This window comes from Bacteroides sp. HF-4919, assembly GCF_018860125.1.
Genome location: NZ_JAHKNF010000004.1, coordinates 246102 through 271984, shown reverse-complemented (window position 1 = coordinate 271984; position 25883 = coordinate 246102). Strand labels below are relative to the sequence as shown.

General features: G+C 46.1%; 18 protein-coding genes. 8 read left to right on the top strand and 10 right to left on the bottom strand.

Annotated elements, in window-relative coordinates; all coding sequences use genetic code 11:
• Window positions 1-93: 93 nt before the first annotated feature.
• Window positions 94-3828 (bottom strand): efflux RND transporter permease subunit, encoded by a 3735-nt coding sequence (locus KO473_RS09255; RefSeq protein ID WP_005821518.1) that lies wholly within the window; start codon window positions 3826-3828, stop codon window positions 94-96.
• A 196-nt stretch (window positions 3829-4024) separates the two neighbouring features.
• On the bottom strand, window positions 4025-4408 hold the full coding sequence (locus KO473_RS09250; protein WP_032531627.1) for a hypothetical protein: 384 nt from the start codon (window positions 4406-4408) through the stop codon (window positions 4025-4027).
• A 137-nt stretch (window positions 4409-4545) separates the two neighbouring features.
• On the opposite strand from KO473_RS09250, the gene KO473_RS09245 reads away from it, so the two are divergent.
• Together KO473_RS09245 and KO473_RS09240 are read left to right on the top strand one after the other, a co-directional pair.
• Entirely contained in the window at window positions 4546-5523 is a 978-nt protein-coding gene (locus KO473_RS09245) for a lytic transglycosylase domain-containing protein (RefSeq protein ID WP_005821519.1), read from the top strand.
• Window positions 5524-5560: 37 nt separating this feature from the next.
• Complete coding sequence (locus KO473_RS09240) at window positions 5561-6460, top strand: ion transporter (protein WP_005821520.1); 900 nt, start codon at window positions 5561-5563, stop codon at window positions 6458-6460.
• Here the strand turns inward: KO473_RS09240 and KO473_RS09235 are convergent.
• Window positions 6450-12323, bottom strand: coding sequence for a DUF3320 domain-containing protein (locus KO473_RS09235; protein WP_005821522.1), 5874 nt, complete (start codon window positions 12321-12323; stop codon window positions 6450-6452). The genes KO473_RS09240 and KO473_RS09235 overlap by 11 nt on opposite strands.
• A gap of 118 nt (window positions 12324-12441) precedes the next feature.
• Entirely contained in the window at window positions 12442-12813 is a 372-nt protein-coding gene (locus tag KO473_RS09230) for a DUF2809 domain-containing protein (RefSeq protein WP_005821523.1), read from the bottom strand.
• Between the two features lie 149 nt (window positions 12814-12962).
• Between KO473_RS09230 and KO473_RS09225 the strand changes: the two genes are divergently transcribed.
• On the top strand, window positions 12963-13631 hold the full coding sequence (locus KO473_RS09225) for an MgtC/SapB family protein (RefSeq protein WP_032531631.1): 669 nt from the start codon (window positions 12963-12965) through the stop codon (window positions 13629-13631).
• Window positions 13632-13633: 2 nt separating this feature from the next.
• Here KO473_RS09225 and KO473_RS09220 read toward each other — a convergent pair whose 3' ends face one another.
• Genes KO473_RS09220 through KO473_RS09210 form a run of 3 tightly spaced genes read right to left on the bottom strand, consistent with a single transcriptional unit; the run spans window position 13634 to window position 16576 of the window.
• On the bottom strand, window positions 13634-14407 hold the full coding sequence (locus KO473_RS09220; RefSeq protein ID WP_032537685.1) for a TIGR03915 family putative DNA repair protein: 774 nt from the start codon (window positions 14405-14407) through the stop codon (window positions 13634-13636).
• Between the two features lie 7 nt (window positions 14408-14414).
• Complete coding sequence (locus KO473_RS09215) at window positions 14415-15680, bottom strand: putative DNA modification/repair radical SAM protein (RefSeq protein WP_005780995.1); 1266 nt, start codon at window positions 15678-15680, stop codon at window positions 14415-14417.
• The gene (locus KO473_RS09210) at window positions 15677-16576 is read right to left on the bottom strand and encodes a YafY family protein (protein ID WP_005808091.1); all 900 of its coding nucleotides are present in this window, start codon (window positions 16574-16576) and stop codon (window positions 15677-15679) included. The genes KO473_RS09215 and KO473_RS09210 overlap by 4 nt, the downstream gene beginning before the upstream one ends.
• 171 nt (window positions 16577-16747) lie before the next feature.
• On the opposite strand from KO473_RS09210, the gene msrB reads away from it, so the two are divergent.
• Entirely contained in the window at window positions 16748-17836 is a 1089-nt protein-coding gene (gene msrB, locus KO473_RS09205; protein WP_005808092.1) for a peptide-methionine (R)-S-oxide reductase MsrB, read from the top strand.
• 140 nt (window positions 17837-17976) lie between these two features.
• On the opposite strand, the gene KO473_RS09200 is transcribed toward msrB, so the two are convergent.
• Window positions 17977-18153 carry a histone H1 gene (locus KO473_RS09200; protein WP_005780999.1) on the bottom strand — a complete coding sequence of 59 codons (177 nt, stop codon included), beginning with the start codon at window positions 18151-18153 and terminating at the stop codon, window positions 17977-17979.
• Window positions 18154-18301: 148 nt separating this feature from the next.
• Between KO473_RS09200 and KO473_RS09195 the strand changes: the two genes are divergently transcribed.
• The 4 genes from KO473_RS09195 to KO473_RS09180 all read left to right on the top strand — a co-directional run bounded on the left by KO473_RS09195 (window position 18302) and on the right by KO473_RS09180 (window position 23589).
• On the top strand, window positions 18302-18943 hold the full coding sequence (locus KO473_RS09195) for a helix-turn-helix domain-containing protein (RefSeq protein WP_005781000.1): 642 nt from the start codon (window positions 18302-18304) through the stop codon (window positions 18941-18943).
• Window positions 18944-19236: 293 nt separating this feature from the next.
• Window positions 19237-20616, top strand: coding sequence for a sodium:alanine symporter family protein (locus KO473_RS09190; RefSeq protein WP_005808095.1), 1380 nt, complete (start codon window positions 19237-19239; stop codon window positions 20614-20616).
• A 101-nt stretch (window positions 20617-20717) separates the two neighbouring features.
• On the top strand, window positions 20718-21356 hold the full coding sequence (locus KO473_RS09185) for a hypothetical protein (protein ID WP_005781003.1): 639 nt from the start codon (window positions 20718-20720) through the stop codon (window positions 21354-21356).
• A gap of 133 nt (window positions 21357-21489) precedes the next feature.
• The gene (locus tag KO473_RS09180; RefSeq protein WP_005821526.1) at window positions 21490-23589 is read left to right on the top strand and encodes a KamA family radical SAM protein; all 2100 of its coding nucleotides are present in this window, start codon (window positions 21490-21492) and stop codon (window positions 23587-23589) included.
• A gap of 149 nt (window positions 23590-23738) precedes the next feature.
• Here the strand turns inward: KO473_RS09180 and KO473_RS09175 are convergent, their stop codons facing one another.
• Window positions 23739-25064 (bottom strand): nucleobase:cation symporter-2 family protein, encoded by a 1326-nt coding sequence (locus tag KO473_RS09175; RefSeq protein WP_005781005.1) that lies wholly within the window; start codon window positions 25062-25064, stop codon window positions 23739-23741.
• 7 nt (window positions 25065-25071) lie between these two features.
• The gene (locus KO473_RS09170; protein WP_005821528.1) at window positions 25072-25779 is read right to left on the bottom strand and encodes a DUF5020 family protein; all 708 of its coding nucleotides are present in this window, start codon (window positions 25777-25779) and stop codon (window positions 25072-25074) included.
• Window positions 25780-25883 lie beyond the last annotated feature (104 nt).

Genomic DNA, 25883 nt, shown 5'->3' with positions numbered 1-25883 from the left:
GACTTACCCGGGGGGTATATAGCCCCCATATGTGGGGAGTATACGGACCCCATATGCGAGGGGTACTCAGCCCCTATATATTATGGGGGGATACTACTCACCGTATGCTCCTTTCCGTTTCTTCTCCCGTCTACGCTCCACCGCCTCACGCCACCAGCATTGCAGCACCGGAACCACAAACATCGTCATCGACTGTATCAGCATCCCCCCAAACGTCGGGATAGCCATCGGAACCATGATATCCGCCCCTTTTCCGGTGGATGTCAGCACGGGAAGCAGCGCGATCAGCGTCGTCGCCGTCGTCATCGCCGCAGGGCGGACTCGCTTCAATCCGGCCTCGACCACCGCCTCACGGATATCGTGCCGGGTTCTCGGGTCACGCTCCAGAAAGACGTGATGGATGTACGTCCCCATCAGCACCCCGTCGTCCGTAGCCACGCCGAAGAGGGCGATGAAGCCCACCCAGACCGCCACGCTGAGGTTGATGGGGTGCATCTGGAAGAGATCCCGCATGTTCTCACCGGCGATGCTGAAATTCATGAACCACGGTTGCCCGTAGAGCCACAGCAAGATGAACCCGCCCGCGAAGGCGACAAACACGCCGGAGAAATGGATCAGCGAAGCCGTCACCGTGCGGAACTGGAAGTAGAGCACCAGCAACACGATGAGCAGCGCCAGCGGGACGACAATCATCAGCCTGTCCGTAGCACGCTGCTGCTGCTCGTAGTTCCCGGCAAACTTATACGAGACGCCCTTGGGCAGCACCAGTTCGCCGCTCTTCACCTTGGCGTCGAGCATCGCCCCCGCCTCGTGCACCACGTCCACCTCGGCACGGCCGGAGAGCTTGTCGAAGATGACGTAGCCCACCAGGAACGTGTTTTCGCTCTGGATCATCTGCGCGCCGCGCGAATATTCGATGTCCGCCAACTCCTTGAGCGGCACTTGCGCCCCGGTGGCGGTGGGAACGAGCAGCATCGAGAGCGCCTCCGGACTGTCGCGCAGCTCACGGGCATAGCGCAGCCGGATGGGGAAACGCTCGCGGCCTTCCACCGTGCGGGTGAGCGCCATCCCTCCCACGGCAGCTCCGAGCACCTCTTGCAGGTCACCTACCGCTACACCGTAGCGTGCCATTGACTCCCGGTTGAGCTTAATCTCGAGGTAAGGAGCGCCCACCGCCCGGTCGTAGAACACGGACGAGGGGATGACAGACGGAGACGACTTCAATGCCTGTTCGATCAGCTTACCCCCCTGCTCGATGTCCTCCAGCGTGGGGCCATACACCTTCACCCCCATCGGCGCCCGCATGCCTGTGGAGAGCATCACGAGCCGCGCCTCGATGGGTTGCAGCTTCGGCGCCGAAGTCAGCCCCGGCAGGTGGGTGACGTTGACAATCTGTTGCCAGATGTCGTTGGCGTTCTTGATCTCCGGCCGCCACTGGCGGAAATAGTCGCCCCGGGGGTCGGCCACCAGGCTGTCGGCAGGCAAGAGGCGGAAACCGTCGGCAGGATTATACGTGCCCCCGTCCTTCAACACGAACGCCCCGTCCCCGTCCACCCGGAAACGTGCCCGTCGCCCGTCCTCGTCGAGGATATATTCGGGACGGTAGTTGATCGTATTCTCGAACATCTGCACCGGCGCCGGGTCGAGGGCGGAGTTCATCCGCCCCCACTTGCCGATGGCCGTCTCCACCTCCGGGATGGCGGCCAGGCGCTTGTCGAGTTTCTCCACATAGTCCAGGTTCTGCTCGATGCCCGCATGCGGCATGCTGGTAGGCATCAGCAGGAAAGAGCCTTCGTTCAGGCTCGGCATGAACTCCTGCCCGACGCCCCGCCAGATGAAGAACCCGCAGACAACCGTCGCCACGGGGATCATCATAAACTTCCAACGGTTGGCCAGGCACCAGCGCAGGATGCGCTCGTAGAAGATGACCAGCGCCCAGAGCATCGCCAGGATGATAGCCACGCAACCGGCCACGAAGAGCACGTTCACCGTTAGCCCCCGCGCCGGGCCCATCGGCAACCACTCTTCGGAGAGGTAGAAGAGCGCCACGAGCAGGGCGATGGCGATGTTGACGTAGTTGGCTATCTTCGAATTCTTCCAGCGCCCCGCCAGCAGATTGTTCACCCCTACCGCCGTCAGCCCCAGCGCGGGGATGCTGCCGTAGATAGAGCACAGCGCGACGCCCATCCCGATCAGCACGTAATTCATCCCCCGCCGGATCATCTTCGAGTCGATCCGCACCGAGAAGAGGAAATAAGCCAGTGTCGGCAACAGGATCAGCCCCAGCACGAAAGCCGAAGCCAGCGCGTACGTCTTGGTGTAAGCCAACGGCGAAAACATCTTCCCCTCCTGCGCCTGCATAGCAAACACGGGCAGGAAACTGACAATCGTCGTAATCATCGCCGTAGCGATTGCCCCCGACACCTCGCTCACCGCCTTGTATATCAGTCCAGCCAGCGCCTTCCCCTTCGTAATCCCCCGGTTCTCCGGCATCTCCATATACCGGATGATGCTCTCGACGAACACCACCCCCACGTCCACCATCACCCCGATGGCGATGGCGATACCGGACAGAGCCACGATGTTCGCCTCGATCCCCGTGTACCGCATCAATATAAATGTAGCCAGCACCGCGATGGGCAGCATGCTCGCAATCACCACCGACGCCCGCAGGTTGAGCACCAGCACGATAATCACGATGATACAGATCAGTATCTCGTGCGAAAGGCTCGACTCCAGCGTGCCGATCGTCTCCTTGATCAGTCCCGTCCGGTCGTAGAAGGGGACGACGGTCACCTTCGATACCGTCCCGTCCGCCAGCGTCTTTTGCGGCAGACCGGCATCCATCTCATGAATCTTCTCCTTCACGTTGTCGATCACTTCCAGTGGGTTCGACCCGTAGCGGGCAATCACCACGCCGCCCACGGCCTCCACACCTTCCTTGTCCAGTCCGCCGCGCCTCGTGCCCGGCCCGATGTTCACGAAAGCGATATCGGAAATGCGCACCGGCACCCCCTCCCGGACGGTGACGACGGTGTTCTCGATGTCCGCCACATTCTTCACGTAACCCAGCCCACGGATCAGGTATTCCACCTTGTTCACCTCCATCGTCTCGGCGCCGATGTCGAGGTTGCTCTTCTTCACGGCGTTCATCACGTCCATCACCGACACGTTGAACGAGTACATCGCGTCTGGGTTCAGCTCTATCTGGTACTCCTTGACAAACCCGCCCGCAGATGCTACTTCGGACACGCCCTCGGCGGCGGACAGGGAGTACTTCACATAAAAGTCCTGTATCGTCCGCAGTTCCTCGGCGTTCCAGCCTCCGGTGGGTCGTCCCGTTTTCGGGTCGCGCCCCTCCAGCGTGTACCAGTAGATTTGCCCCAGCGCCGTAGCGTCCGGGCCCAGCGTAGGCTGCATGTCCTCGGGCAGCGTGCCCGGCGGCAACGAATTCAGTTTCTCCAGGATGCGCGAACGGCTCCAGTAGAACTCGATATCATCCTCAAAGATGATGTAGATAAACGACATCCCGAACATGGACGAGCTACGGATGGTTTTCACCCCCGGTATGCCCAGCAGCGAGGTAGTGAGCGGGTACGTAATCTGGTCTTGGATGTCCTTGGGCGAACGTCCCATCCATTCCGTGGCCACAATCTGCTGGTTATCACCGATGTCGGGGATAGCATCCACCGGAATCGGGTTTCTCGGCACGATGCCCCCATGCCAGTTGAAGGGTGCGGTAGAGACTCCCCAGACCACGACCAGCGCCAGCAGGAGCATGGTTATTACCCTGTTTTCGAGGAAATAACGGATTATTTTGTTGATCATATAGAAAGATATTTATTGTATAATAGTAAACACTTGGAATGCCCAAAAGGATATGGGAATCCCTGACAGAATGTCCCAGAGAATAGGATATTCCCTAATGAAATGCATCAAAAGGGTATACCAATTCCTGTCCCACATTGAAAATCAGAGGGGAATAACTTCTTTTCTTCTCTCCGGAAAGGAAGTAAAGTGAATACTAAATCAAATAAGTACAATGATAAACAAACAGAGGAACTCCCGTTTGCTTGGGTGGAGAATCAAAAGCAATAAAACTCTGGCAGGTATCTTCCACCTCCAACGACAGAAATCCTGCATAGAGCACCGGTAACAGTTCTGTCACCACAGGTACCAGGTTCGTCACCACCACATGGTTCACGTCCTGATCTACCGCCAGCTTGATGTAATGTGCCTCATCCTTACAACAATCCGAAGTCTTCTTCTGTCCACACATGGTGCAAGCAGATGCACTCCCCCATTCCACATCTGCCATACGGCCCATGCAGTAATGAACGTTGACTGTAATGCCTGATGACACCACAGCATATAATAACGTAAGGATGATTAATATGAACTTCTTCATGCGCGTTTTTGAGGTTGCGAAAATAAGTATCGGGATAGACACTTTCGAGCCCCGTTACATATAATTAACGTATGAATATCCTTTTTGGTTTAATCCTTTTGGTTATCTTTACCCCACCAACTAATAAAAAAACTGTCATGAAACATATATCTATCAACTATATCTTCACTACTGCCCTCGCCTTGGGCGCCGGTATCAGTATTCCTGTCCTCGTGGGGAGCACTTGCCTCAGCGAGCAACATTCTGTACAATCGGAAGTACCATACTGTGTCACTCCGCCTACCGTCCCCGAACAAGCAATCTTCGATGGCGACACCATCGACCTCCGTCGTTACGACCGACGTGAACGCATGGACCGTGAAATGATGTCGTTCACTTATATGCACTCCACCACCATGCTGATGTTAAAACGCGCCAACCGCTACTTCCCCATCATCGAACCACTATTGAAAGCCAACGGTATCCCCGACGACTTCAAATATCTGATGGTGATAGAAAGCAGTCTCAACCCTATCGCACGCTCCCCGGCAGGTGCCGCCGGCCTGTGGCAATTTATGCCCGCCACCGCCCGCGAATTCGGTCTCGAAATCAACGATAACGTAGACGAACGCTACCACATCGAGAAAGCCACTGCAGCCGCCTGTCGCTATTTTAAGCAGGCTTATGCCAAATATGGTGACTGGATGGCCGTTTCCGCTGCCTATAATGCCGGACAGGGACGCATTTCTTCGCAACTGGACAAGCAGCTGGCTGATCATGCCATGGACCTCTGGCTGGTAGAAGAGACTTCCCGCTATATGTTCCGCCTGCTGGCCGTGAAAGAGGTATTCGGCAACCCGCAACGCTTTGGCTTCTTGCTGAAACGGGAGCATCTCTATCCCGTCATTCCTTACAAAGAAGTGACGGTAAATACCGAAATCAGTGACCTGAGCGACTTTGCACAGAAACAAGGCATCACCTATGCCCAATTACGTGACGCTAATCCCTGGTTACGCGGCTCTTCACTGAAAAACAAAACCGGAAAGAAATACGTTATCCATATACCCACACAAGAAGGTATGAATTATGACCCGAAAAAGACCGTTCCATACGAACGGAAATGGGTAATTGATTAATAATTGACTCTGGCAGTTACATTAACATATTAACACATTGAAAAGTGATTCTTGGCTCTATCGTTTTCTACACAACCAGGCTCTGAAGCGTAAGTTGTACGTCATTATTTTCGAATCCGACACACCCGCAGGGAAGGCATTCGATGTAGCCCTTATCATATGTATCCTATTGAGTATTCTGCTCGCCATTATCGAAAGCCTGCAAGGTCTTCCTTCCTGGCTTTCGGCTCCGTTCATCGTACTCGAATACCTTTTTACGGCTTTCTTCACTTTTGAATACGTCACCCGTATTTACTGTTCGCCTCAACCACGGAAATACATCTTCAGTTTTTTCGGTATCATCGACCTGCTCGCTACGTTACCGCTCTATCTTGCCTTCTTTCTGCCCGGTGCGCGTTACTTGCTTATCATCCGTGCTTTCCGCATCATACGGGTATTCCGTATCTTCAAGCTCTTTAACTTCTGGCTTGAAGGCGAACGATTGCTCACCTCACTCAAAGAAAGTAGTAAAAAGATAGCCGTTTTTTTTCTCTTTGTCGTCATCCTCGTCGTCGCCATCGGTACGCTGATGTACATGATCGAGGGAACTCAGCCCAATACACAATTCAATAACATCCCGAACAGTATTTACTGGGCCATCGTCACCATGACCACCGTCGGTTATGGAGACATCACCCCCGCTACCGCCCTCGGCAAATTCCTATCCGCCTGCGTTATGCTGATCGGCTACACTATTATTGCCGTACCCACAGGTATCGTCTCTGTATCTATGATGAAAGAGTACAAAAAACTTAAAGATTTGCAATGTCCCAACTGTCACAAAACGGGGCATGAAGAGAATGCAACATATTGTAAATATTGCGGACATAAACTAAAAAACGAAGAAACACCCCAACAAGAATCCCAGACTAACGGACCGCGCCGGACTACTTCATAAGTATCTTGTCACCTTCAATTTTAGCCTCTTCCCTGTCCAACAACATCTGGACTCCCCTACGCATAGCAGTCTCCACATTCAGTCCGAAACGAGCATAACCTAATAACTGGGCAGTTATTTTCATTAAGTCAGTCAAAGGTAAAGCTATTTGTTGTTCCAATATACTCAGAGCTGCATTGGCCACCTCACGTGGAGGTAAATCTGCCACCTCACGTTTGGAATCAATACGAAATTTAGTATATGCCTCTGCTTCCTCTTTCGTATTCCAATAAAAAGTTAGTCCGTCAACTTCTTGCTTGTAATAAGGGGTTCTACTCAATATATCATCCATCCAGGCAATCAAACGGGCTGTTTTACGAAGAATTCCATAAGCACTGAAAATTCTGTTACTCAACAATGAACGACTGATAGGCGCTTCTGTATGCATAATTTCATCCAACTGTTTTCTGATACGGGGTTCTCGTCGAGGCATCATAAAGTCCCAGGAAGAAAGATTCACTGAAACCAAAGAAGCTGTTTCATAGATCTCCGATTCCACAGACTTTACTCCCTCCCGAATCACCTGTTCCGGAACGTTTACCAAACAAGGTTGTGCACTACATAGCAATCCGGCTTTCTGTCCTTGATTCAATACAGGAACAGGAAGAGAAACCGATGCCGGAATCTCCGATTTACTGCAACGTGCTTTCTCCAATTCTCCCTCTATACGGTCAATCACTTTTTGTGAATTTTCCCACCAGTCCATTGTCCATACCTTACAGATATTCCATCCCAGCATCTTCAAGACACTGCTTTGCACAATTTCCCGATCCCGGGCAGTTTTCGCAGCCCGATAATTTTCACCGTCACACAAAATTCCGAGCAAATAACGGGAAGAATTATCCGGATCGACAACACCTACATCTACCCGGAATCCGGAACATCCGATTTTAGTTTTTACCTGATACCCCCTCTCACGAAGCTTTGAGGCCACCAGTGTACCGATATCAATACTCTCGGACGCCATTGCATTAGAGTGATTCAAAACACCGGTGCCTTTACCGGCATATTCGAGGAAGTATTTCAAACCTGCCACTCCTACGGAAGATGTTTTTTTCAGGTCAATCTGATCAGCCTTTAATGTAGAAAAGACTTTCATCTCATACCGGGCACGAGATACCGCTACATTCAAACGACGTTCACCACCATCACGGTTCAGCGGACCAAAATTAAGGCTGACCCGTCCGTTGATATCCGGACCATAACCTACTGAAAACAAAATGACATCCCGTTCATCTCCCTGTACATTCTCCAGATTCTTAATGAAAACAGGTTCTTCACGGTTAAAAGCAAGATTCTCCAAATCGGCATTTTGCATAACAACATCCGACAACATATCTTCAATCAGAGTCTGCTGTACAGAACTGAATGTTACCACTCCAATACTTTGACGACTCAGCTTCGGATCGGAAAGCCTACGAACAATCTCGTCGACTACTGCCTGTGCCTCAGCTTGATTCTGTCGGCTTTTTCCTTTATCATAATATCCCTCAACAGATACCAGCGTAACTTTTGCAGCCAGATCGTCAGGAGACGGAAAAGTCAACAATTTATTATCATAATACTGTGAATTACTAAAAGCAATCAGGCTCTCATGTTTGCTGCGATAATGCCATAACAAATATTTGGAAGGCATAGACAAAGCCAGACAATCATCCAGGATACTTTCCAGATCTTCCATCTCGATATGCTCTTCATCTACAGAGTTACTGGTGAAGAAACTGGTTGGCGGCATCTGCTTCGGGTCACCTACAACGACCACATGGTTTCCACGGGCAATGGCACCAACAGCTTCGCATGTAGGCATTTGGGAAGCTTCATCAAATACAACCAAATCGAACTTATCATGGTTCACATCAATATATTGCGCTACAGACATAGGACTCATCAGCATACATGGGCACATGCGTGGCAATAAATTAGGGATAGAATCAAACAGTTTACGGATAGGTACCCCACGCCCATTACTACGGATACACTTCTGCAAAATTCCCACTTCCGAACTTTGGGCAGCCGCATACACAAACGATGGAATGTTAGAAGCCAATTTTGCATAAAGTTCTTTCTTTATCAATTCCTGATACTGTTCATTCAGTTCACGAAAACGGAGAATACTGTCATTGAACAACTCTCCACTAAAGAACTGCAGTACCTGTTCCGTACCAATGGCATATTCCGTAAAACTACGATAAAATCCTTTCAAGTAAATATTCATCATCCGTTCGGTAGGCAGGTTACGCTCCGTATACGCTGTAAATACGGACTCCAAGCCACAAGCTTCGAACCGACGGGACACATTCAGCCAACGATACCAGTCCTTCAATTTATCCGTGTTCTTTGCCCAAATTTCACACTGATGTAACGCTCCCGCCAGCCAATTGTCTTCACTGACATGAAGCACCTCTTTGGAAACACCCAGCAGTTGCAGCATCGATTCCTCCAATTGCTTTTCACGTTCCCAGTCCTGTACCACTCCCTCAAGTTGTTCCTTGTTCATTTGCCGGAATGAAGAATAGCCTTCTGAAAGCTGTTCTGCCAACTTCTCCTTAACCAAGCGTACTGATGACGCATCTTCGGCTAATCCCATCAACAATCTGTTCAACTGAAGCAGTCCCTCACTCATCGCTTCTATATCAGCCCACTGCTCTTCGCCTGAATGGGCCTTAGCACCAAACAAATTCTGCAGCCAACTGCTTTTGCTGTCCACTTCCTGCTTTTCTTGCTGATAAGAAAGCAATTGCTGCAATACCGGAAGTACCTGTTCTTTGCCTATACGCCCTTGCAACGAAAAGAGAGACATCTCTTTACAGAACTTACGTTGCTTCAGCCAACGGGGAAGGAACCAACTTTGTGTAATCTCTTTCCACTCCGCCAACTTTTGCTGTGCTGGAAAAGTAAAAAAAGCATCTTCAAACGATTGTTTCAGCAAACTGTAGACAGCATCCCTTTTTCGCCCATGTTCAATGATACGGCGTATCTTTTCAACATTCTCATTTGGCTCGGTCATCAATACCAAATTGGCAGTCATCCCCGGAAGTTGCATTAAGATACGAATAAACCGAACCAGACTCTCCAACAACTTCTCCGTATATTTATTACCTATTCCATATATTGAAAAGCACTTTTCCACCTTTTTCTCCATCACCTGTAAAAGAGTTATATACTCTTTCAAAAGCTTATCCGTTTCCTCTTTCAGTTGCGAAGAGTACTCCTTTATATTAATTCCGGTGAGGGGATGATGATAAGAATGTCCGCTTACTTTTCCAACTCCCACCAATTCTTCCACAGCATGGTTCCACTCGTTCAACCGTTCTTTGGTCAATGTGGTAAGCAGAAAAGCGGGTATCATTATTTCTTCTTTTTCGTCAATAGAACTGTAACGTGTGACCGCTTCATAAACGGAAATACCGCAAGGATATACCCGGTGCAGCGCCTCTACATATCCATTGATCTGCTGACGCATTTTAAACAGTCTCTCCGACTCTTCCTTAAACTCTTCCGGTTCTTTATACCGGAAAATCTCTGTTGACTCTTTTAACTGTCTGAGCACATCTGTTTTACGTGCTTTATTGGAATGTAATTCCAGACAAAAAGGAGCCAAGCCAATATTTGTAAGCCTTTTTTGTACCACAGAAAGTGCAGCCATCTTTTCGGCCACAAACAACACCCGTTTGCCTTGATACAATGCATTGGCTATAATGTTCGTAATGGTTTGCGACTTACCGGTTCCGGGGGGGCCGTGTAAAATGAAACTCTTTTCACTCACAGCTTCATAAACCGCTTCAAGCTGCGATGAATCCGCACTGACAGGCAGAGCAATATCAGCAGGCGTCAAAGTGTGGTCCAGCTCTATGGCACTGGCATCGACATCTGCAACTTCCCACTCCATTTTACCACTCATCAGGCTCCCGACTATCTTATTTTTACTTAACTCTTCAGCATTTGAATGAATGTCATTCCACATAATGAACTTACTGAACGAAAAAGTACCCAAAATAGCCTGTTCTTCCACATCCCAGCGTTTCTCATTCATCACTGCCTTCCTGAAAATAGAAAAGACACGTTTCACATCGGCACCATTCTCATCTTTCGGCAACGATTCGAGTCCGGAAATAGTAATGCCGAAGTTTTGTCTCAGCATCTCCAACAGAGTGATATTGAGCATACTCTCTTCTTCACGGGCACGGATGATGTACCCTTTGGACACAGACTTGCGAATCATCTCAACAGGAAGCAGCAAGATAGGTGCATAGCGGGGACGCTCACTATGTTCGGTTTCATACCATCTCAACAAGCCCAGAGCAAGATATAAGGTGTTTGCCCCATTCTCCTCCAGAGCTACTCTGGAAGAACGGTATAAATAAGTAAGCGACTTTTTCAGATCCTGTTCGTTCAAATAGGTTCTCAATCTTTTCTGTGTCAATTCCTGCTTAATCAAACCGAGCATCGGATCAGATTCCGTCAAAGCTCCATAAAGTCCGAAATCATACAATGGATTATCCCAGTCAGAAGGTTTGCCCAAGATCTGAAATTCCGTTCCGTCAGAAAAAGCATCCTCCATCTTATCCACATCCGCCGAAATCACCTGAAGAGCATTTCGGGTAATGCGAAGGTTCAGAAAATTATTACGGAGACTCAAGTCCAATAACTTTCTCTCCCATAAAAGTTGTTTGGTGACTTCCACGTAACAGTCCTGATTTCCCCAATCATATTGCTTAATCTCTTCCGGGGCATTGCTGTAACTGACGTGCGACTCGTCTTCCGGTGTCTGAATCATCTCCGGATTTACGATCCATGCTTTCCCATGCATTATCCTCTGAGGCAAAGGCAGGATATGGGCAAAACGGCTACGTGCCACATCAATAAAACAAATAAAATCGTTCACCGCTAACATTTTACCATTAGCCAATCCGACTGCTGCATCGAAAGTCACATTTTTTCCATCGTTCATGCAGGTAGCTTCCAGTAAAATAATTTCGTTGATCCCGTCTGCAGTTCGTTTTGTCAACAGCGAAGGATCATCATTCACCGCATCAGGAAATGTTCCGTCAATCAGCCAGCATCCCACCAAAGCATGTCCCTGAATAACCACCAGTAATGGATGCAATCCCATAGCTTCGGCACACGAAGCATACAATAAGGACATATCCAGGCAAGTTCCCAATTTGCCGGAAAGCACATTATCCGAAAGTCTGATTCTCTGCCCGGCATCTCCAAAACTGGCAGGAGGTGTACAATAAGCAATGTGCTGCTCCTTAACAGCCTCGTACAAAGCAGCTAATTGTATCTTTACCCTATTAGGATTACAACTCTGATAAGCATCCAACGAGGAGCTACCTGACCACTCTTTCAGAATGGATGCTGTACGAGAAATAATTCCTGTAAGTATGGGATGATTGGGAACCACAAACGCCGACAAAAGTTCGGGCAACACCTGAATACCTCCCCACTGATCGAAGGCCAATATATCAATGGGATATTTACTTTGGAAGACTACTTCTTCATCACAAGAAACAATCAATCCGATAGCACCGGAAAAACGTTCGGTTTGCCGAATGAAAAAAGAAGGATCCAAAAGTAGGTTCAATGTAGTTATTTTGATCATTTCACCTGGAGATAACCTTTCTACCATCACAGGTGAAGCTGCTGCAAACTCGGGCTCAAAAATCAAAGATACCTTTAAATCCGCAAGTGGATGTTCCGTATTATTTTTGATAGAAAACAACCGTACAACAGGTATCCGGTTTTGCTGCATGGAATAATTGACGACAGGCAAATAAATAAACTCCACATCCAATTTGGAAGAAGGATTCTCTTGACTCATGACAAACAAGATTAATTAGTTCACACTCAAACAATAACATGCAGCAAAATTACATAATAATTTATAAACGAAGCCTACTTCTTTCAAAGAATTTACAAAACAAGCAGAAAAACCGTTCTTATTTTCCTTTCTTACCCCAAAAACGTTCCACCAACAGAATAAATACATATCCGCCGGCATAACTGACTATATCTTTCAAATCGAAAGTAGACCCAAGTATAATACGGGTCACAGAGTTCGTTATTCCCAACACATCGACTAACTGGAAGTACTGAAGAACCTCAATAAAACAGGCAAAAGCAAATACATAGAAAGGTAATTGAGATAAACCTTTCGGAATAAAAATCCGTATAAAGCAATAAATCAACACAACAACCAATGCATCACCCATATAAGGACGTACAAAACGATCGTGAACATACATACCGATTATGATTTCAACTGCCAATATTATGGCAAAGCCAATCAAATAAAAAAGTCTTTTATTCATTGTGTGTTTTAAGTTTTATGCAGTACTGAATATATAGTCTTTCCGAAAGAAATAATCTTTTAGCTGCGAATATACGTTATTTCTAAAAACAATCGTATCTTTAGGTTACGAATAAATTATTGGAATAAAGACAGAAAGGAGATTTTCGTATAATGTTGAACTTCGATTTTGTATTAAGATTATTGGTTGCCGGCATCTTGGGTGCCGTCATCGGTCTGGATAGAGAATACCGTGCCAAGGAAGCCGGCTATCGCACACACTTCCTGGTTTCACTGGGAAGTGCACTGATAATGATCGTTTCCCAATATGGCTTTCAAGAGATAATAAAAGAGGATAGTGTTACGCTCGACCCAAGTCGTGTAGCGGCGCAGGTAGTAAGTGGCATTGGCTTCATCGGTGCCGGAACAATTATCTTCCAAAAGCAGATAGTGCGGGGACTGACCACAGCGGCCGGTATCTGGGCGACAGCGGGAATCGGTCTGGCAGTAGGTGCGGGCATGTACGTTATAGGCATTGCCGCCATGGTACTGACTCTCGTGGGTCTTGAAGTATTAAGCTACTTGTTCAAAAGTATAGGGATGAAAAGTTCAATGATTACATTCTCCACCGACAATAAACAAGTATTGAAAGGAATAGCGGACCGTTTTAACTCCAAGGATTATCTGATAGTGTCGTATCAGATGGATAAGCAAGAACACGGAGGAATAGAAACTTATCAGGTGACTATGGTCATTAAGTCCAAACGGAACAACGACGAAGGGCATTTATTATCATTGATACAGGAGTTTCCCGAGGTGACAGTAGAACGGATTGAATAAGGTCATTTCTGCTTCTCAGTGATATACTTCCAATAACGTACCGGCATATCTTGCTTGTGTTTCCGGGGATTCAGCCTCTCTCTGATCGTGATAGATTTAAAATAAGTCTTCCAAAGCTGCTGAAACAGTTTTTCGTCTTTATCCATCAGACTTTCGTCGAGCATACCGGTAACCAGGTGGGCGGCTGGGGTATCCTGATCAAACGTCACCTCTTCCACTGTATGCAGGTCATAATAAAACCCATAACGCCGTTTCATATCATAAATCAGCCACCGCTGATCGGCAAACCGATCTTTAAAGTGAGCAACCGTCAATGGTAATGCGTTGTGCTGAGGTTCAAAAGCAGCAAAGAAAGTGCCATCCGCTGCTTTCTGAAAGCGTACGAACTGCAACATACGCAGCCGCTCCCAATCCACTCGTTTCCATATCCTGGAAAGGGCAAGTACATCCGGATCACCAAAATTCGTTTCAATGGATATAGGGGAATCAATGGCTTTACGGATGTACCGGAACAGGAGTAAACCCACCTCGGGCAATTCCGACAGCCAACACCAGGTAATGGCCGAAAGTGCAGACGCCGATACTTTTTTTTGCAATCCCCGCCAGACACGTCCTGCCTTTTCGTCATCGGTAATAACCGTAAAAACTTCATCATAAAAAAGTGGCAACGCCTCCCCATCCGTAAGTAAAACATCGGGGAAAGTCTTGCGGTAATAAGCATCAAATACTGCTGTCAACAAGCCATCAAGCGTTTTATCGTAAATAAAAAGAGTCATAACAATCTCAATCGGAAAAAACAAACGACAACTGATTTTCATCCGTCTTTTTCCTAACAGGCTTAGGCAATAACAGGCTGCGTACGGTCTGTGGCGTCATCTCATTCACTGTCCGTACAGGCAATTCACTGCAAGTAATAAAGTATTGTGCTTTTTTCATGACCACACCTATCTTTTTAAGTTGATAATATCCCAACTTTGAGTAGCGGCGAGAAGCAACAATCAATTTAGCTGATTTCACTCCTATTCCCGGAACACGGAGTATCATTTCATAATCCGCTCTATTGATATCGACAGGAAACTGTTCCGGATGACGCAACGCCCAAGACAGCTTGGGATCTATCTCCAAATCAAGATCGGGATAAGCGTCATCCACAATTTCATCAACCTTAAACTGATAAAAACGCATCAGCCAATCCGCCTGATAAAGGCGGTTTTCGCGTACCAGAGGAGGTTGCTTAAGTGCCGGCAAACGGGTATCGTATGTATTCACTGATACATAACCGGAGTAATAAACCCGTTTCATCGTAGGGCGTTGGTAAAGAGCCGAAGAGAGAAAAAGGATATCCTTATCAGTTTCGGCTGTGGCACCGACAATCATTTGTGTACTCTGCCCTGCCGGAGCAAAACGAGGAGCATAGCGAAACTTTTTCCGTTCTTCACTACTCTCCAGCACCCCTTGCTGGATATAAAGCATCGGTGCAAACACACTCTTATGATCTTTTTCCGGAGCCAGCAGTTTCAGATTCTCTTCTTTAGGTATCTCCACATTCACACTCAGGCGGTCGGCATAACGCCCGGCTTCATTCACCAGTTCACGGCTGGCTCCGGGAATGCTTTTCAAGTGGATATATCCATTAAAACGGTGCACTTCACGCAAATCTTTCGCCACACGTACCAGACGCTCCATGGTATAGTCAGGGTTACGCACCACACCAGAGCTTAAAAACAGTCCTTCAATATAATTCCGGCGATAAAACTCAATCGTCAGATCTACCAGTTCGGATACGGAAAGCGTAGCTCTGGGCAAGTCGTTACTTCTCCGATTGATGCAATAAGCACAATCATATATACAATAGTTGGTGAGCATCACCTTTAATAGCGAAATGCAGCGACCGTCTTCCGCAAAACTATGGCAGATGCCCCAGCCTCCCACAGTATTGCCCAACATGCCGGGTTTGTTGGAGCGCACCGTACCACTGGAAGCACAAGAAACATCATACTTGGCCGACTCTGCCAGTATCTTCAGTTTTTCAAGTACATTCGCATTCATAAGTGATAAAGGGTTTGCATATTTCTTATCTCATCTTTTATCGTATCCCTTAATGACCGGGGCTCCAACACCTCCAATGCCGCTCCCTTAGACAACAACTCCTGTACAAAATCATACGTATGTGATATATACAACTCAAAATCAACGTAATTCTCGGTAACAGCAATTTCCTTCTGACTGGAGTGTAAAGGAAGGTTTCTCAGATATGGTGCCTGCGAAATTGTGGCCCTAAGTACTGTACGCTGAGGAAGCAGACTCTCATCTCGAATGATACCAAAACTATTGCGGAAATGATCTTGGGGAGTGAATTTACGCGGAAAACTGAAAGTATCTTCTGAAAGGCTGATCTCCCTGACCCGGTCGAGAGAATAAGAACGGAAAGCCTTATATTCCCGATTCACTCCTACCAGGTACCAACGGTGCCGAAAAAGTTTCAGGAAATAAGGTTCAAGCAATACACTCTTGGATTGCTCCCAATTATATGCCTGATATTCCATAACAAGCACATTCCCGCTACGCATAGCATTGATAATGGTATCCATAAATTGTATTCCTGAAGGAACTTCTTCAAACACAATCCGGTTCTTCATATCTACATTTTCTTGCAGTACATTGTTTAATGAAAAACTATTCAGTAACCACATCTTCAACTTATCGCCCAACATACCCTCGGCATCTGCTATATAATAGGTATTATCCCGCTTATCGCATTCAATGTTGATGTCGAACATCTCCTCGATAGCTTGTCGATGGTTGTGGAAAGTCCGCAAAGGAATATCCACACGGCTACCGTCTCCCGCCCGCCAGCGACGGTTGATTTCGGCGAATGTCACAGGTCCGTTCCGAAAGATCGTATCCACCAGCCAAATTAGTTTATTGAATTGTTGTTTTGCCATACTGAACTCTTTTTCTGCTGCAAAGCAAGAGAATGTTTATGCCAAAAGTAAGCACAATCCCTTGAAAGAACAAAAGATAATCTCTTTTTAACCACTTTATGGAAGGATACAACAGTTCTTAATAATCAGAAATTGATGTTCATTTGTTATTTATAAAAGAGACCAAGGATTATGAAAAAGAAGTTCACTATATTTGTCGTGCTGTTGGCAGGTATCATTTATACCGGCTATGCACAAGGCGTACAATGGATTTATCAACAAAAACAGGAGAAAAAAAGTATGAAAAATCAGAGTGAGATATATTTTGCGGGCGGCTGCTTTTGGGGAACTGAACATTTCCTGAAACAAATCAGAGGAGTAAAGTCAACCCAGACCGGATATGCCAATGGAAACATTGCCAACCCAACCTACCAACAGGTATGTACAGGGAAAACCAATTTTGCGGAAACCGTTAAAGTGGACTATAACCCACAAGAAGTGTCACTGAAACTTCTGATTGACCTGTTTTTTAAAACGATTGATCCCACAAGCCTGAACCGGCAGGGAAATGACCGTGGAACACAATACCGCACCGGTATCTATTATACGGACGAAGCAGATCTGCCTGCAATCCGGAGCGCCATCGGTGAATTGGCCAAAGAATACTCTAAACCTATTATAGTGGAAGTGAAGCCTTTGTCCAATTTCTATAAAGCAGAGGAATACCATCAGGATTATCTGGATAAGAATCCCGGAGGATACTGCCACATAAATCCGGCACTCTTTGAATTGGCAAAGAAGGCCAATGCACAGGGTGCCGAAACACCACAGGCAAGTTATAAAAAGCCGGATGATGCCACACTTCGCAACAAGCTGACAGCCGAACAATATGCCGTCACACAAAAGAATGCAACCGAACCAGCCTTCCATAACGAATACTGGAATGAAAAACGAGATGGCATCTACGTAGATATCACCACCGGAGAGCCCCTTTTTATTTCAACAGATAAGTTCGATTCCGGATGTGGTTGGCCCAGCTTCACCAAACCGATCGAAAAAGAGTCAGTGAAAGAAAAGACGGATACATCACACGGAATGGTGCGGACGGAGGTACGGAGTAAAACGGGAGACGCACATCTGGGACATGTTTTCACCGATGGTCCCAAAGACAAAGGAGGATTGCGCTATTGTATCAACAGTGCATCCTTACGCTTCATCCCCAAAGAGAAAATGCAGGAAGAAGGATATGGAGAATACTTGAAACTTTTACCTCAGAAATAAAAGAGGAAACAGTATCTGCAAAAAAAGAGGATACCTGCTAATTTACTATTTCTGCCAATAGATACAAGCTTAGTTTCTGTAAAATAAAAAAGCCGGTCACAAAACTGAGACCGGCTTTTCATTTTCTTCTATTCGTAAGATTACTTCTTTGATTCTTCTAAAGATACTTTACGGAATTCTTTCATTGCTTTTTCGATTTCCAATGAAGCTTTACGGGCACGAGTTCCTGCAGCTTTGTTACCATTTTCGATCTGAGCATTTGCATCTTTGTTGAACTCAGCTACCAAAGTAGCAATCTTTTCTACTAATTCTTTCATAATCCTTATTTATTTCTTCGTTAATAATGATGGGCAAAAATACATCCTTTCCCGAAATAAACGCATAAAAACGATATTTTTTTTGAAATTATCGGCTAAAAATCGGCAAAAAAATGAGGTTTAGTCTTTTTTATCTACTTTTGCAAGCATGAAACCGCTTACAGATACTGATTACATACACGCATTGATAGCCGAAGGGGAGCATCAGCAACAAGACTTTAAATTTGAAATATCCGATGCCCGCAAGATTGCCAAAACGCTGTCGGCCTTTGCCAACACCGATGGAGGACGGTTGTTGATCGGAGTAAAAGACAATGGGAAAATTGCCGGTGTACGTTCGGACGAAGAAAAATACATGATAGAAGCAGCTGCCCAACTTTACTGTCAGCCGAAAGTGCATTATTCCATGCAAACATTTCACGTCGAAGGACGTTCTGTATTAGTCGTACAAATAGAGGAAAGTGAGAACAAGCCTGTTTATGCCAAGGATGAAACCGGTAAACCACTGGCATATATCCGCATTAAAGACGAGAATATCCTGGCTACTCCGGTACATCTGCGCATTTGGCAGCAAAGCGGAAATCCGGCAGGTGAACTGATCCAATATACCGAGCGAGAACAGTTATTACTCGACTTACTGGAAAAAAACACCTCACTCTCACTGAATCGCTATTGCCGGCAAGCAGGTATTTCCCGACGGGCCGCAGAGCATTTATTGGCTAAGTTGATCCGGTTCGACATTGTGGAACCAATATTCGAAAACCACAAATTCTACTTCCGACTGAAATAGAAGGGGGGGGCCGGAGAATACGGTGTTTTGACGCGCACCCTAAGGGAGAGCATCTGTTGCCTTGAATGCCAGTTCCATTTACATGCCGAGGTAAATGCTTTTACATACCGAGGTAAATGGATTTACATGCCGAGGTAAATGCTTTTACACGCCGAAGTAAATGGATTTACATACCGAGGAAAAAGCAGGTAAATATAATCTACTGATTATCAACATTATTAAAACAATGGTTCAACTACGTATCGGCCGGATGAACCATAGAACAATGCACCGATGGTTTAATTAACAAAGATATGGATCTGATTAACGATATATTATGGACCTACATCCTTATTGCAATGCTGTTGGGGTGCGCCGTTTGGTTCACGCTTAAAACCCGTTTCGTACAATTCCGGATGATTGGCGAAATGGTACGTCTTCTGAAAGATTCCGGCGGAAAAGAGGAGAACGGAGAAAAACATATTTCTTCATTCCAGGCTTTCGCCATATCACTGGCAAGTCGTGTCGGGACAGGAAATCTTGCAGGCGTAGCTACAGCTATTGCCGTAGGCGGACCGGGTGCGATATTCTGGATGTGGATCATTGCCTTGTTAGGAGCATCAAGTGCTTTTGTCGAATCTACCCTTGCACAGTTATATAAAGAAAAAGGAAAGGAATCATTTATAGGAGGTCCTGCTTATTACATGAAGAAGGGATTGAAGAAGCCATGGATGGGAATTCTTTTTGCCATACTAATTACCATTACTTTCGGTTTCGCTTTCAATTCGGTACAGAGTAATACCATTTGTGCGGCTGTAGAGCATGCATTCGGCATCAACCACATACCGATGGGAATCATCCTGACCGGACTCACTTTATTGATCATCTTCGGAGGCATCCAGCGCATCGCCAAAGTAAGCAGCATCATTGTCCCCATTATGGCACTGGGATATGTAGGGCTGGCACTGGCCATTGTACTCCTGAACATCACGCATCTGCCAGGTGTTATCGAAACCATCATCAGTCATGCTTTTGGTTGGCAACAAGCTTTGGGAGGCGGTATGGGAGCTGCTCTGATGCAAGGCATCAAACGGGGCCTGTTCAGCAATGAAGCCGGTATGGGTTCCGCACCCAATGCAGCCGCCACAGCATACGTGTCACATCCCGTCAAGCAGGGCCTGATCCAGACTTTAGGAGTTTTTACAGATACACTTATCATTTGTTCGTGTACGGCATTTATCATTCTTTTCAGTGGTGCTCCGCTCGACGGTTCGACCAATGGAGTGCAACTTACCCAGCATGCACTGAACAATGAAATAGGGAGCCTCGGAGGTATTTTTGTGGCAATCGCTCTCTTCTTTTTTGCGTTCAGCAGTATCATTGGAAATTATTATTACGGTGAAGCAAACATCCGCTATCTTACCCACAGGAGATGGGTGGTATACCTCTACCGGATATTGGTAGGCGCCATGGTATGGGTAGGTGCCATGTCCACACTCGACTTCGTATGGGGACTGGCAGATATTACCATGGGATTAATGGCTGTCTGCAACCTGATAGCAATTTCCTTCCTCGGAAAATATGCTTTCCGCTTATTGCAGGACTATCGTGAACAGAAGAAAGCGGGCATCCAAAGTCCGGTATTCACCAAAAACAAAATGAAAGACATAGAGCAGGACATCGAATGTTGGTAAAGTACCTCAAAAAGAATAGATGTTATCCATATAATCTGTAGCAATTTAACAAGTTATTTAGTAAATTTGCAGCCTCAATCTATAAATTGACCAAATGACTTATGAGCATATTCGCTAACTTATTCAAGAAACAAGCCGACGCTGACGCAAAAGTAGTGGGCAATGTCGAAGACTTCGTATCACTGACACGTGTATATTTTCAATCTGTAATTGCAGTAAATCTGGGTATCACAAATATCCGCTTCCTGCCGGATGTAGCCAACTTCAAACGTTTGTTCAAAGTAGCCACGCAAGGAGGTAAGTTAGGATTAGCCGAGAAATCGGCATCCCGCAAGATGCTGATGCAGGATTACGGCATCAGTGAATCATTCTTTAAAGAGATAGACACATCTATCAAAAAAAACTGCCGTACGCAAAACGATGTACAAGCATACCTTTTCATGTATCAGGGATTCTCAAGCGACCTGATGATGCTGATGGGCAACCTGATGCAATGGAAATTCCGTATGCCGGCCCTATTTAAAAAGGCCCTGCGCTCCATGACAGAAAAGACAGTACATGATGTATGTACCAAAACGGTATGGAAAGCAGATGACGTACACAAAACGGCAGCGGCTGTACGTCAATACAAAGAACGTCTCGGATTCTCGGAACAATGGATGTCAGAGTACGTTTATAACATTGTCTTGTTGGCTAAAAAGGAGCCTAAACACAAGGACGAAGAAGCAAAAACAAAATGAAAAGCTGAATGTTATTAAACAAAAAAGAATCGTAAAGAATAGCACGAATAGCAAAGCGGAGGTTTTCTACCTCCGCTTTTTTTATTATATTTATGCAAATATTTCAATTTTAACAACTTAAAAACAATCGCGTATGAAACAAAAGAAAATGCTTTCACTCACACTTTCCCAAATCCGTCAACTATACTGTCAGGAGTTACCCGAACTCACAGCAATGGCCCGGCAAAGTCTTGATGACACAGACTTTAAAAGCCACCTGCAAGAGTTCCTTGCTTCTCACATATCCGGAGGGAACAAAGCGGGTGAGCAAATTCGACTCCTTATCAACTACGACGGAAAGACAGTTCATGAATTGTCTAACGAACAGGATATGCAAATACAGACCTTATCCCTTCTCCGACGCTTCTTGACCGGGAATCTGGAAAATGCAGAAATGCCTACTGACTTGTTCCTGGATCTGTATAACCTCTTCAAAAGACTGGAGGACCCGGAAATGCCCCTACCCTCTCCGCAACGAATCAAAAACAGAACCGAACGCTGGGCCACGGGACTGGACGAAGACGTGATAGAGCTACGCACCGAAAACAAAGAACGAATGCTGCATCTGCTGATACAGAAAATAGAGAACCGGAAATCAAAGCCATCCTCCCGGTTCCACTTTGAAGAAGGATTGAGTTATGAGGAGAAATACCATCAGGTCTGCCGGTGGTGGGATGATTTCCGCTTCCACCTTTCGATGGCTATCAAAACTCCTGCCGAACTCAACCGCTTCCTCGGAAATTCTCTTTCCAGCGAAACAATGTATTTATTGTCCAGAGCCCGTAAAAAAGGGATGCCTTTCTTCGCCACGCCCTATTATCTTTCTTTGCTCAACACCAACGGCGAAGGATACAATGACGAAGCTATCCGAAGCTACATCCTCTATTCACCCCGTTTGGTGGAAACCTACGGCAATATCCGTGCCTGGGAGCGCGAAGATATTGTAGAAGCCGGAAAACCGAATGCTGCGGGATGGCTATTACCGGACGGGCATAACATTCACCGTCGTTATCCGGAAGTAGCTATCCTGATTCCCGATACAATGGGACGTGCCTGCGGAGGACTGTGCGCTTCATGTCAACGTATGTACGACTTCCAAAGCGAACGACTGAATTTTGAATTCGACGCGCTCCGCCCTAAAGAAAGTTGGGATAAGAAACTACGCAGGTTGATGACTTATTTTGAAGAAGACACCCAGTTACGAGATATATTGATCACCGGAGGAGATGCTTTGATGAGCCAGAACAAGACTTTGCGAAACATTCTTGAAGCCGTATATCGCATGGCCGCACGAAAACGAAAAGCAAACCAAGAACGTCCGGAAGGAGAAAAATACGCTGAATTACAGCGTGTCCGTTTAGGATCGAGATTACTGGCTTACCTGCCTATGCGCATCAATGACGAACTGATAGAGATTCTGAGAGAATTCAAAGAAAAAGCCTCTGCCATCGGAATGAAACAATTTATAATTCAGACCCACTTCCAGAGCCCGTTGGAGGTGACACCACAAACCCGGGAAGCCATCCGGAAAATCCTTTCCGCCGGATGGCTTATCACTAATCAGCTCGTATATACTGTGGCAGCATCCCGACGAGGACATACCACAAGGCTACGCCAAGTGCTCAACTCGCTGGGAGTGGTCTGTTACTATACCTTCTCTGTCAAAGGATTCAATGAAAATTATGCTGTATTCACACCTAACAGCCGATCGATGCAGGAACAGCATGAGGAAAAAACATTTGGTAAATTAACTCCGGAACAAGCTGACGAACTATATTCTCTTCTCGAAACAGGTGAAGACACAGCCGCCCGTATACGCCGTTTCATGAAGAAACATCATCTACCGTTCATGGCTACAGACCGAAGCGTACTCAATCTGCCTGCTATCGGCAAGAGCATGACATTCAACCTGGTGGGAATCACCGAAGAAGGTAAACGCATCCTTCGCTTTGACCATGACAGTACCCGACGCCACAGTTCTATTATTGACAAGTTGGGGAAAATATATATCGTGGAAAATAAATCGCTCGCAGCTTATTTAAGGCAATTAAGCAAAATGGGGGAAGATCCGGAAGACTATGCCAGCATCTGGAGCTATACGGAAGGAGAAACAGAGCCCCGCTTCAAACTATATGAATATCCGGAATTTGAATTCCACACAACAGACCGGATGAGTAATCTGGAAGTATTATAAACGATAAACGAGGGTGTGTCGAAACTTCTTTCACCACGGAGTAACACAGAGTATCACAGAGTCTTTTTATTGATAATCAACAACCTAAAATCGTCTCTATGTTATTCTGTGTACTCTGTGGTGAGTTTTGACACAGTCCTGTTCATCATTCATCGTTCTTCTTCCTCTTTCACCCGAATTACGATATTTGCTATAATCGCAGTCAAGCCACCGGTAGTGATGCCTGACGAAAAGATACTGCGGATAGCTTCGGGAGCCTGACTCAATACATCAGGCATCAATTCCACTCCCAGCCCTAATGAAAGACTGACAGCCAGCACCAATGTCTCCTTACGTCCGATGTTTTGTGACGAAACGATGCGGATTCCGGCTGCTGCCACTGTTCCGAACATCAGCAAAGTAGCTCCGCCCAACACCGGGTCCGGCATCAACGAAAAAACAGCTCCTACAATCGGGAATAATCCTAAAAGAATCAGCATTGCCGCTATATAGTAACCCACATACCTACTGGCTACTCCTGTCAGCTGAATAATTCCATTATTCTGCGCAAAAATAGAGTTCGGGAAAGAGTTGAAAATACCTGCCAGGAAAGAATTAAAGCCATCGGCCATCACACCACCCGAAACCCGTTTCAGGTAGTCGTCACCTTCAATCTTCAAACCTGAAATCATTGAATTCGCCGTCACATCTCCGGTCGCCTCAATAGCTGTAATCATATACACCAGCCCGATAGCGATAAAAGAAGACACATTAAAATCAAGTCCGTATTTAAATGGCTGAGGAATATTAAAACTCATCAACATCTCTACATTCAAAGCACTCATATCCACTTTTCCTAAAGCAAAAGCGAGCCCATATCCTAAACAAAGTCCCAGCACAATAGAACTCATACGCAAATATTTATTTTTGCAACGATTGAAAAACAAAACGCTGAGCAAAACCACACCTGCAATCGAAAGGTTCTCCCAAGAAGCAAATGTTCCATTATCCATCGCAGCATAACCACCTCCACAAGAAACAATACCTACCTTTATCAGACTCAACCCGATAAGCAATACCACAATACCCGAAACCAGCGGAGTGATGATATTGCGCATATACTTGAAGGTACGACTAATAACCATTTCAATGGGAGCTGCCGCCATACAGACACCAAAAATAAGAGGAAGTCCGCCTACAAGCCCCGTAGCAATGATGGGACCAATAAACGAAAAGCTCGTGCCTTGTATACAAAGCAGTCTCGCCCCGATAGGGCCAAAACGTCGGCACTGGATAAAAGTAGACACTCCCGAAGCAAAAAGGGACATCGATACCAAAAATCCGGTTTTCTCTACATCCAGTTTCAGAGCACTGGCAATAATCAACGGAGGAGTAATAATAGCTACAAAAATAGCAAGCAGATGTTGCAATGCCGCAAATAAAGCATCTTTAAACGGCGGACGGTCCTCAATACCGTATATCAAATCAGTTTTCATCAGTTTTTTAGTTTATTGTCCATTTTAGCGCCAGTGTAGGGATGACATAAAAACCATCGCGTCCACCGAAATTATTACTCAGCTCAACTTCTGAACCTACACTCAGATTAAACTTGTCACTGATACCTTTTATACGGTTCAGATTCACCCAAAACTGAGGTTCGGTAAGAAAAATCGTTTTGCCATAAGCCGTCTCTTCGCGCCACCAATCAGCAAATCCGGAGAAAGTAAGCAGGTTCCTGCTGAAATTCATGTACCAGGTCCCGGTCAACTGGAAGTTATGGGGAGAACGATGTTTCTGAATATACTTATACAGGACCGACAATGAAAATCCATGTGAAAAAGAAGCATTATTATAAGTATATGTTGCACCACCCAAATAGGCGTTATTATAAGAAAAACCTTTGGCAAGTCCACCGTTATATTCCACATGTACCGAAAATGGATTCTTCCAGAATTTCAATTCACGTGCTATTTCCCAATAAGCGGCAGCCACTCCGTCCGAGGTATAATCCATATCGACAAAGAAATAAGTGCTTCCCCACTTGTCGGGATGAAACTTCTCCACAGTAGAGGTTAGTACAGGACGACCTTTTAAATCTTTATCATACAAAGAACGTCCAAAATCATAATGCAACTGGATGTTCTGTGCCTTTAACCCGACGCCGACAGACAAGATAAACAGACAGAAAATAGCAATAGCGGTTCTTCTCATGTTGAATGTTTTTTGAATTAAGGCGCAAAAGTAATTAAAAATCGTGGGAGTACGTTTCTATAAAATAGATATTATCACTATTTTTGTTCCCAATCAAATAGCGA

Coding starts and splice junctions, on each gene's coding strand:
- KO473_RS09210 (WP_005808091.1), bottom strand. CDS start 16,576: ATGGCAAAACAACAATTCAATAAACTAATTTGGCTGGTGGATACGATC.
- KO473_RS09250 (WP_032531627.1), bottom strand. CDS start 4,408: ATGAAGAAGTTCATATTAATCATCCTTACGTTATTATATGCTGTGGTG.
- KO473_RS09255 (WP_005821518.1), bottom strand. CDS start 3,828: ATGATCAACAAAATAATCCGTTATTTCCTCGAAAACAGGGTAATAACC.
- KO473_RS09230 (WP_005821523.1), bottom strand. CDS start 12,813: ATGAATAAAAGACTTTTTTATTTGATTGGCTTTGCCATAATATTGGCA.
- KO473_RS09220 (WP_032537685.1), bottom strand. CDS start 14,407: ATGACTCTTTTTATTTACGATAAAACGCTTGATGGCTTGTTGACAGCA.
- KO473_RS09190 (WP_005808095.1), top strand. CDS start 19,237: ATGGATCTGATTAACGATATATTATGGACCTACATCCTTATTGCAATG.
- KO473_RS09200 (WP_005780999.1), bottom strand. CDS start 18,153: ATGAAAGAATTAGTAGAAAAGATTGCTACTTTGGTAGCTGAGTTCAAC.
- KO473_RS09245 (WP_005821519.1), top strand. CDS start 4,546: ATGAAACATATATCTATCAACTATATCTTCACTACTGCCCTCGCCTTG.
- KO473_RS09235 (WP_005821522.1), bottom strand. CDS start 12,323: ATGAGTCAAGAGAATCCTTCTTCCAAATTGGATGTGGAGTTTATTTAT.
- KO473_RS09180 (WP_005821526.1), top strand. CDS start 21,490: ATGAAACAAAAGAAAATGCTTTCACTCACACTTTCCCAAATCCGTCAA.
- KO473_RS09170 (WP_005821528.1), bottom strand. CDS start 25,779: ATGAGAAGAACCGCTATTGCTATTTTCTGTCTGTTTATCTTGTCTGTC.
- KO473_RS09175 (WP_005781005.1), bottom strand. CDS start 25,064: ATGAAAACTGATTTGATATACGGTATTGAGGACCGTCCGCCGTTTAAA.
- KO473_RS09185 (WP_005781003.1), top strand. CDS start 20,718: ATGAGCATATTCGCTAACTTATTCAAGAAACAAGCCGACGCTGACGCA.
- KO473_RS09195 (WP_005781000.1), top strand. CDS start 18,302: ATGAAACCGCTTACAGATACTGATTACATACACGCATTGATAGCCGAA.
- KO473_RS09215 (WP_005780995.1), bottom strand. CDS start 15,680: ATGAATGCGAATGTACTTGAAAAACTGAAGATACTGGCAGAGTCGGCC.
- msrB (WP_005808092.1), top strand. CDS start 16,748: ATGAAAAAGAAGTTCACTATATTTGTCGTGCTGTTGGCAGGTATCATT.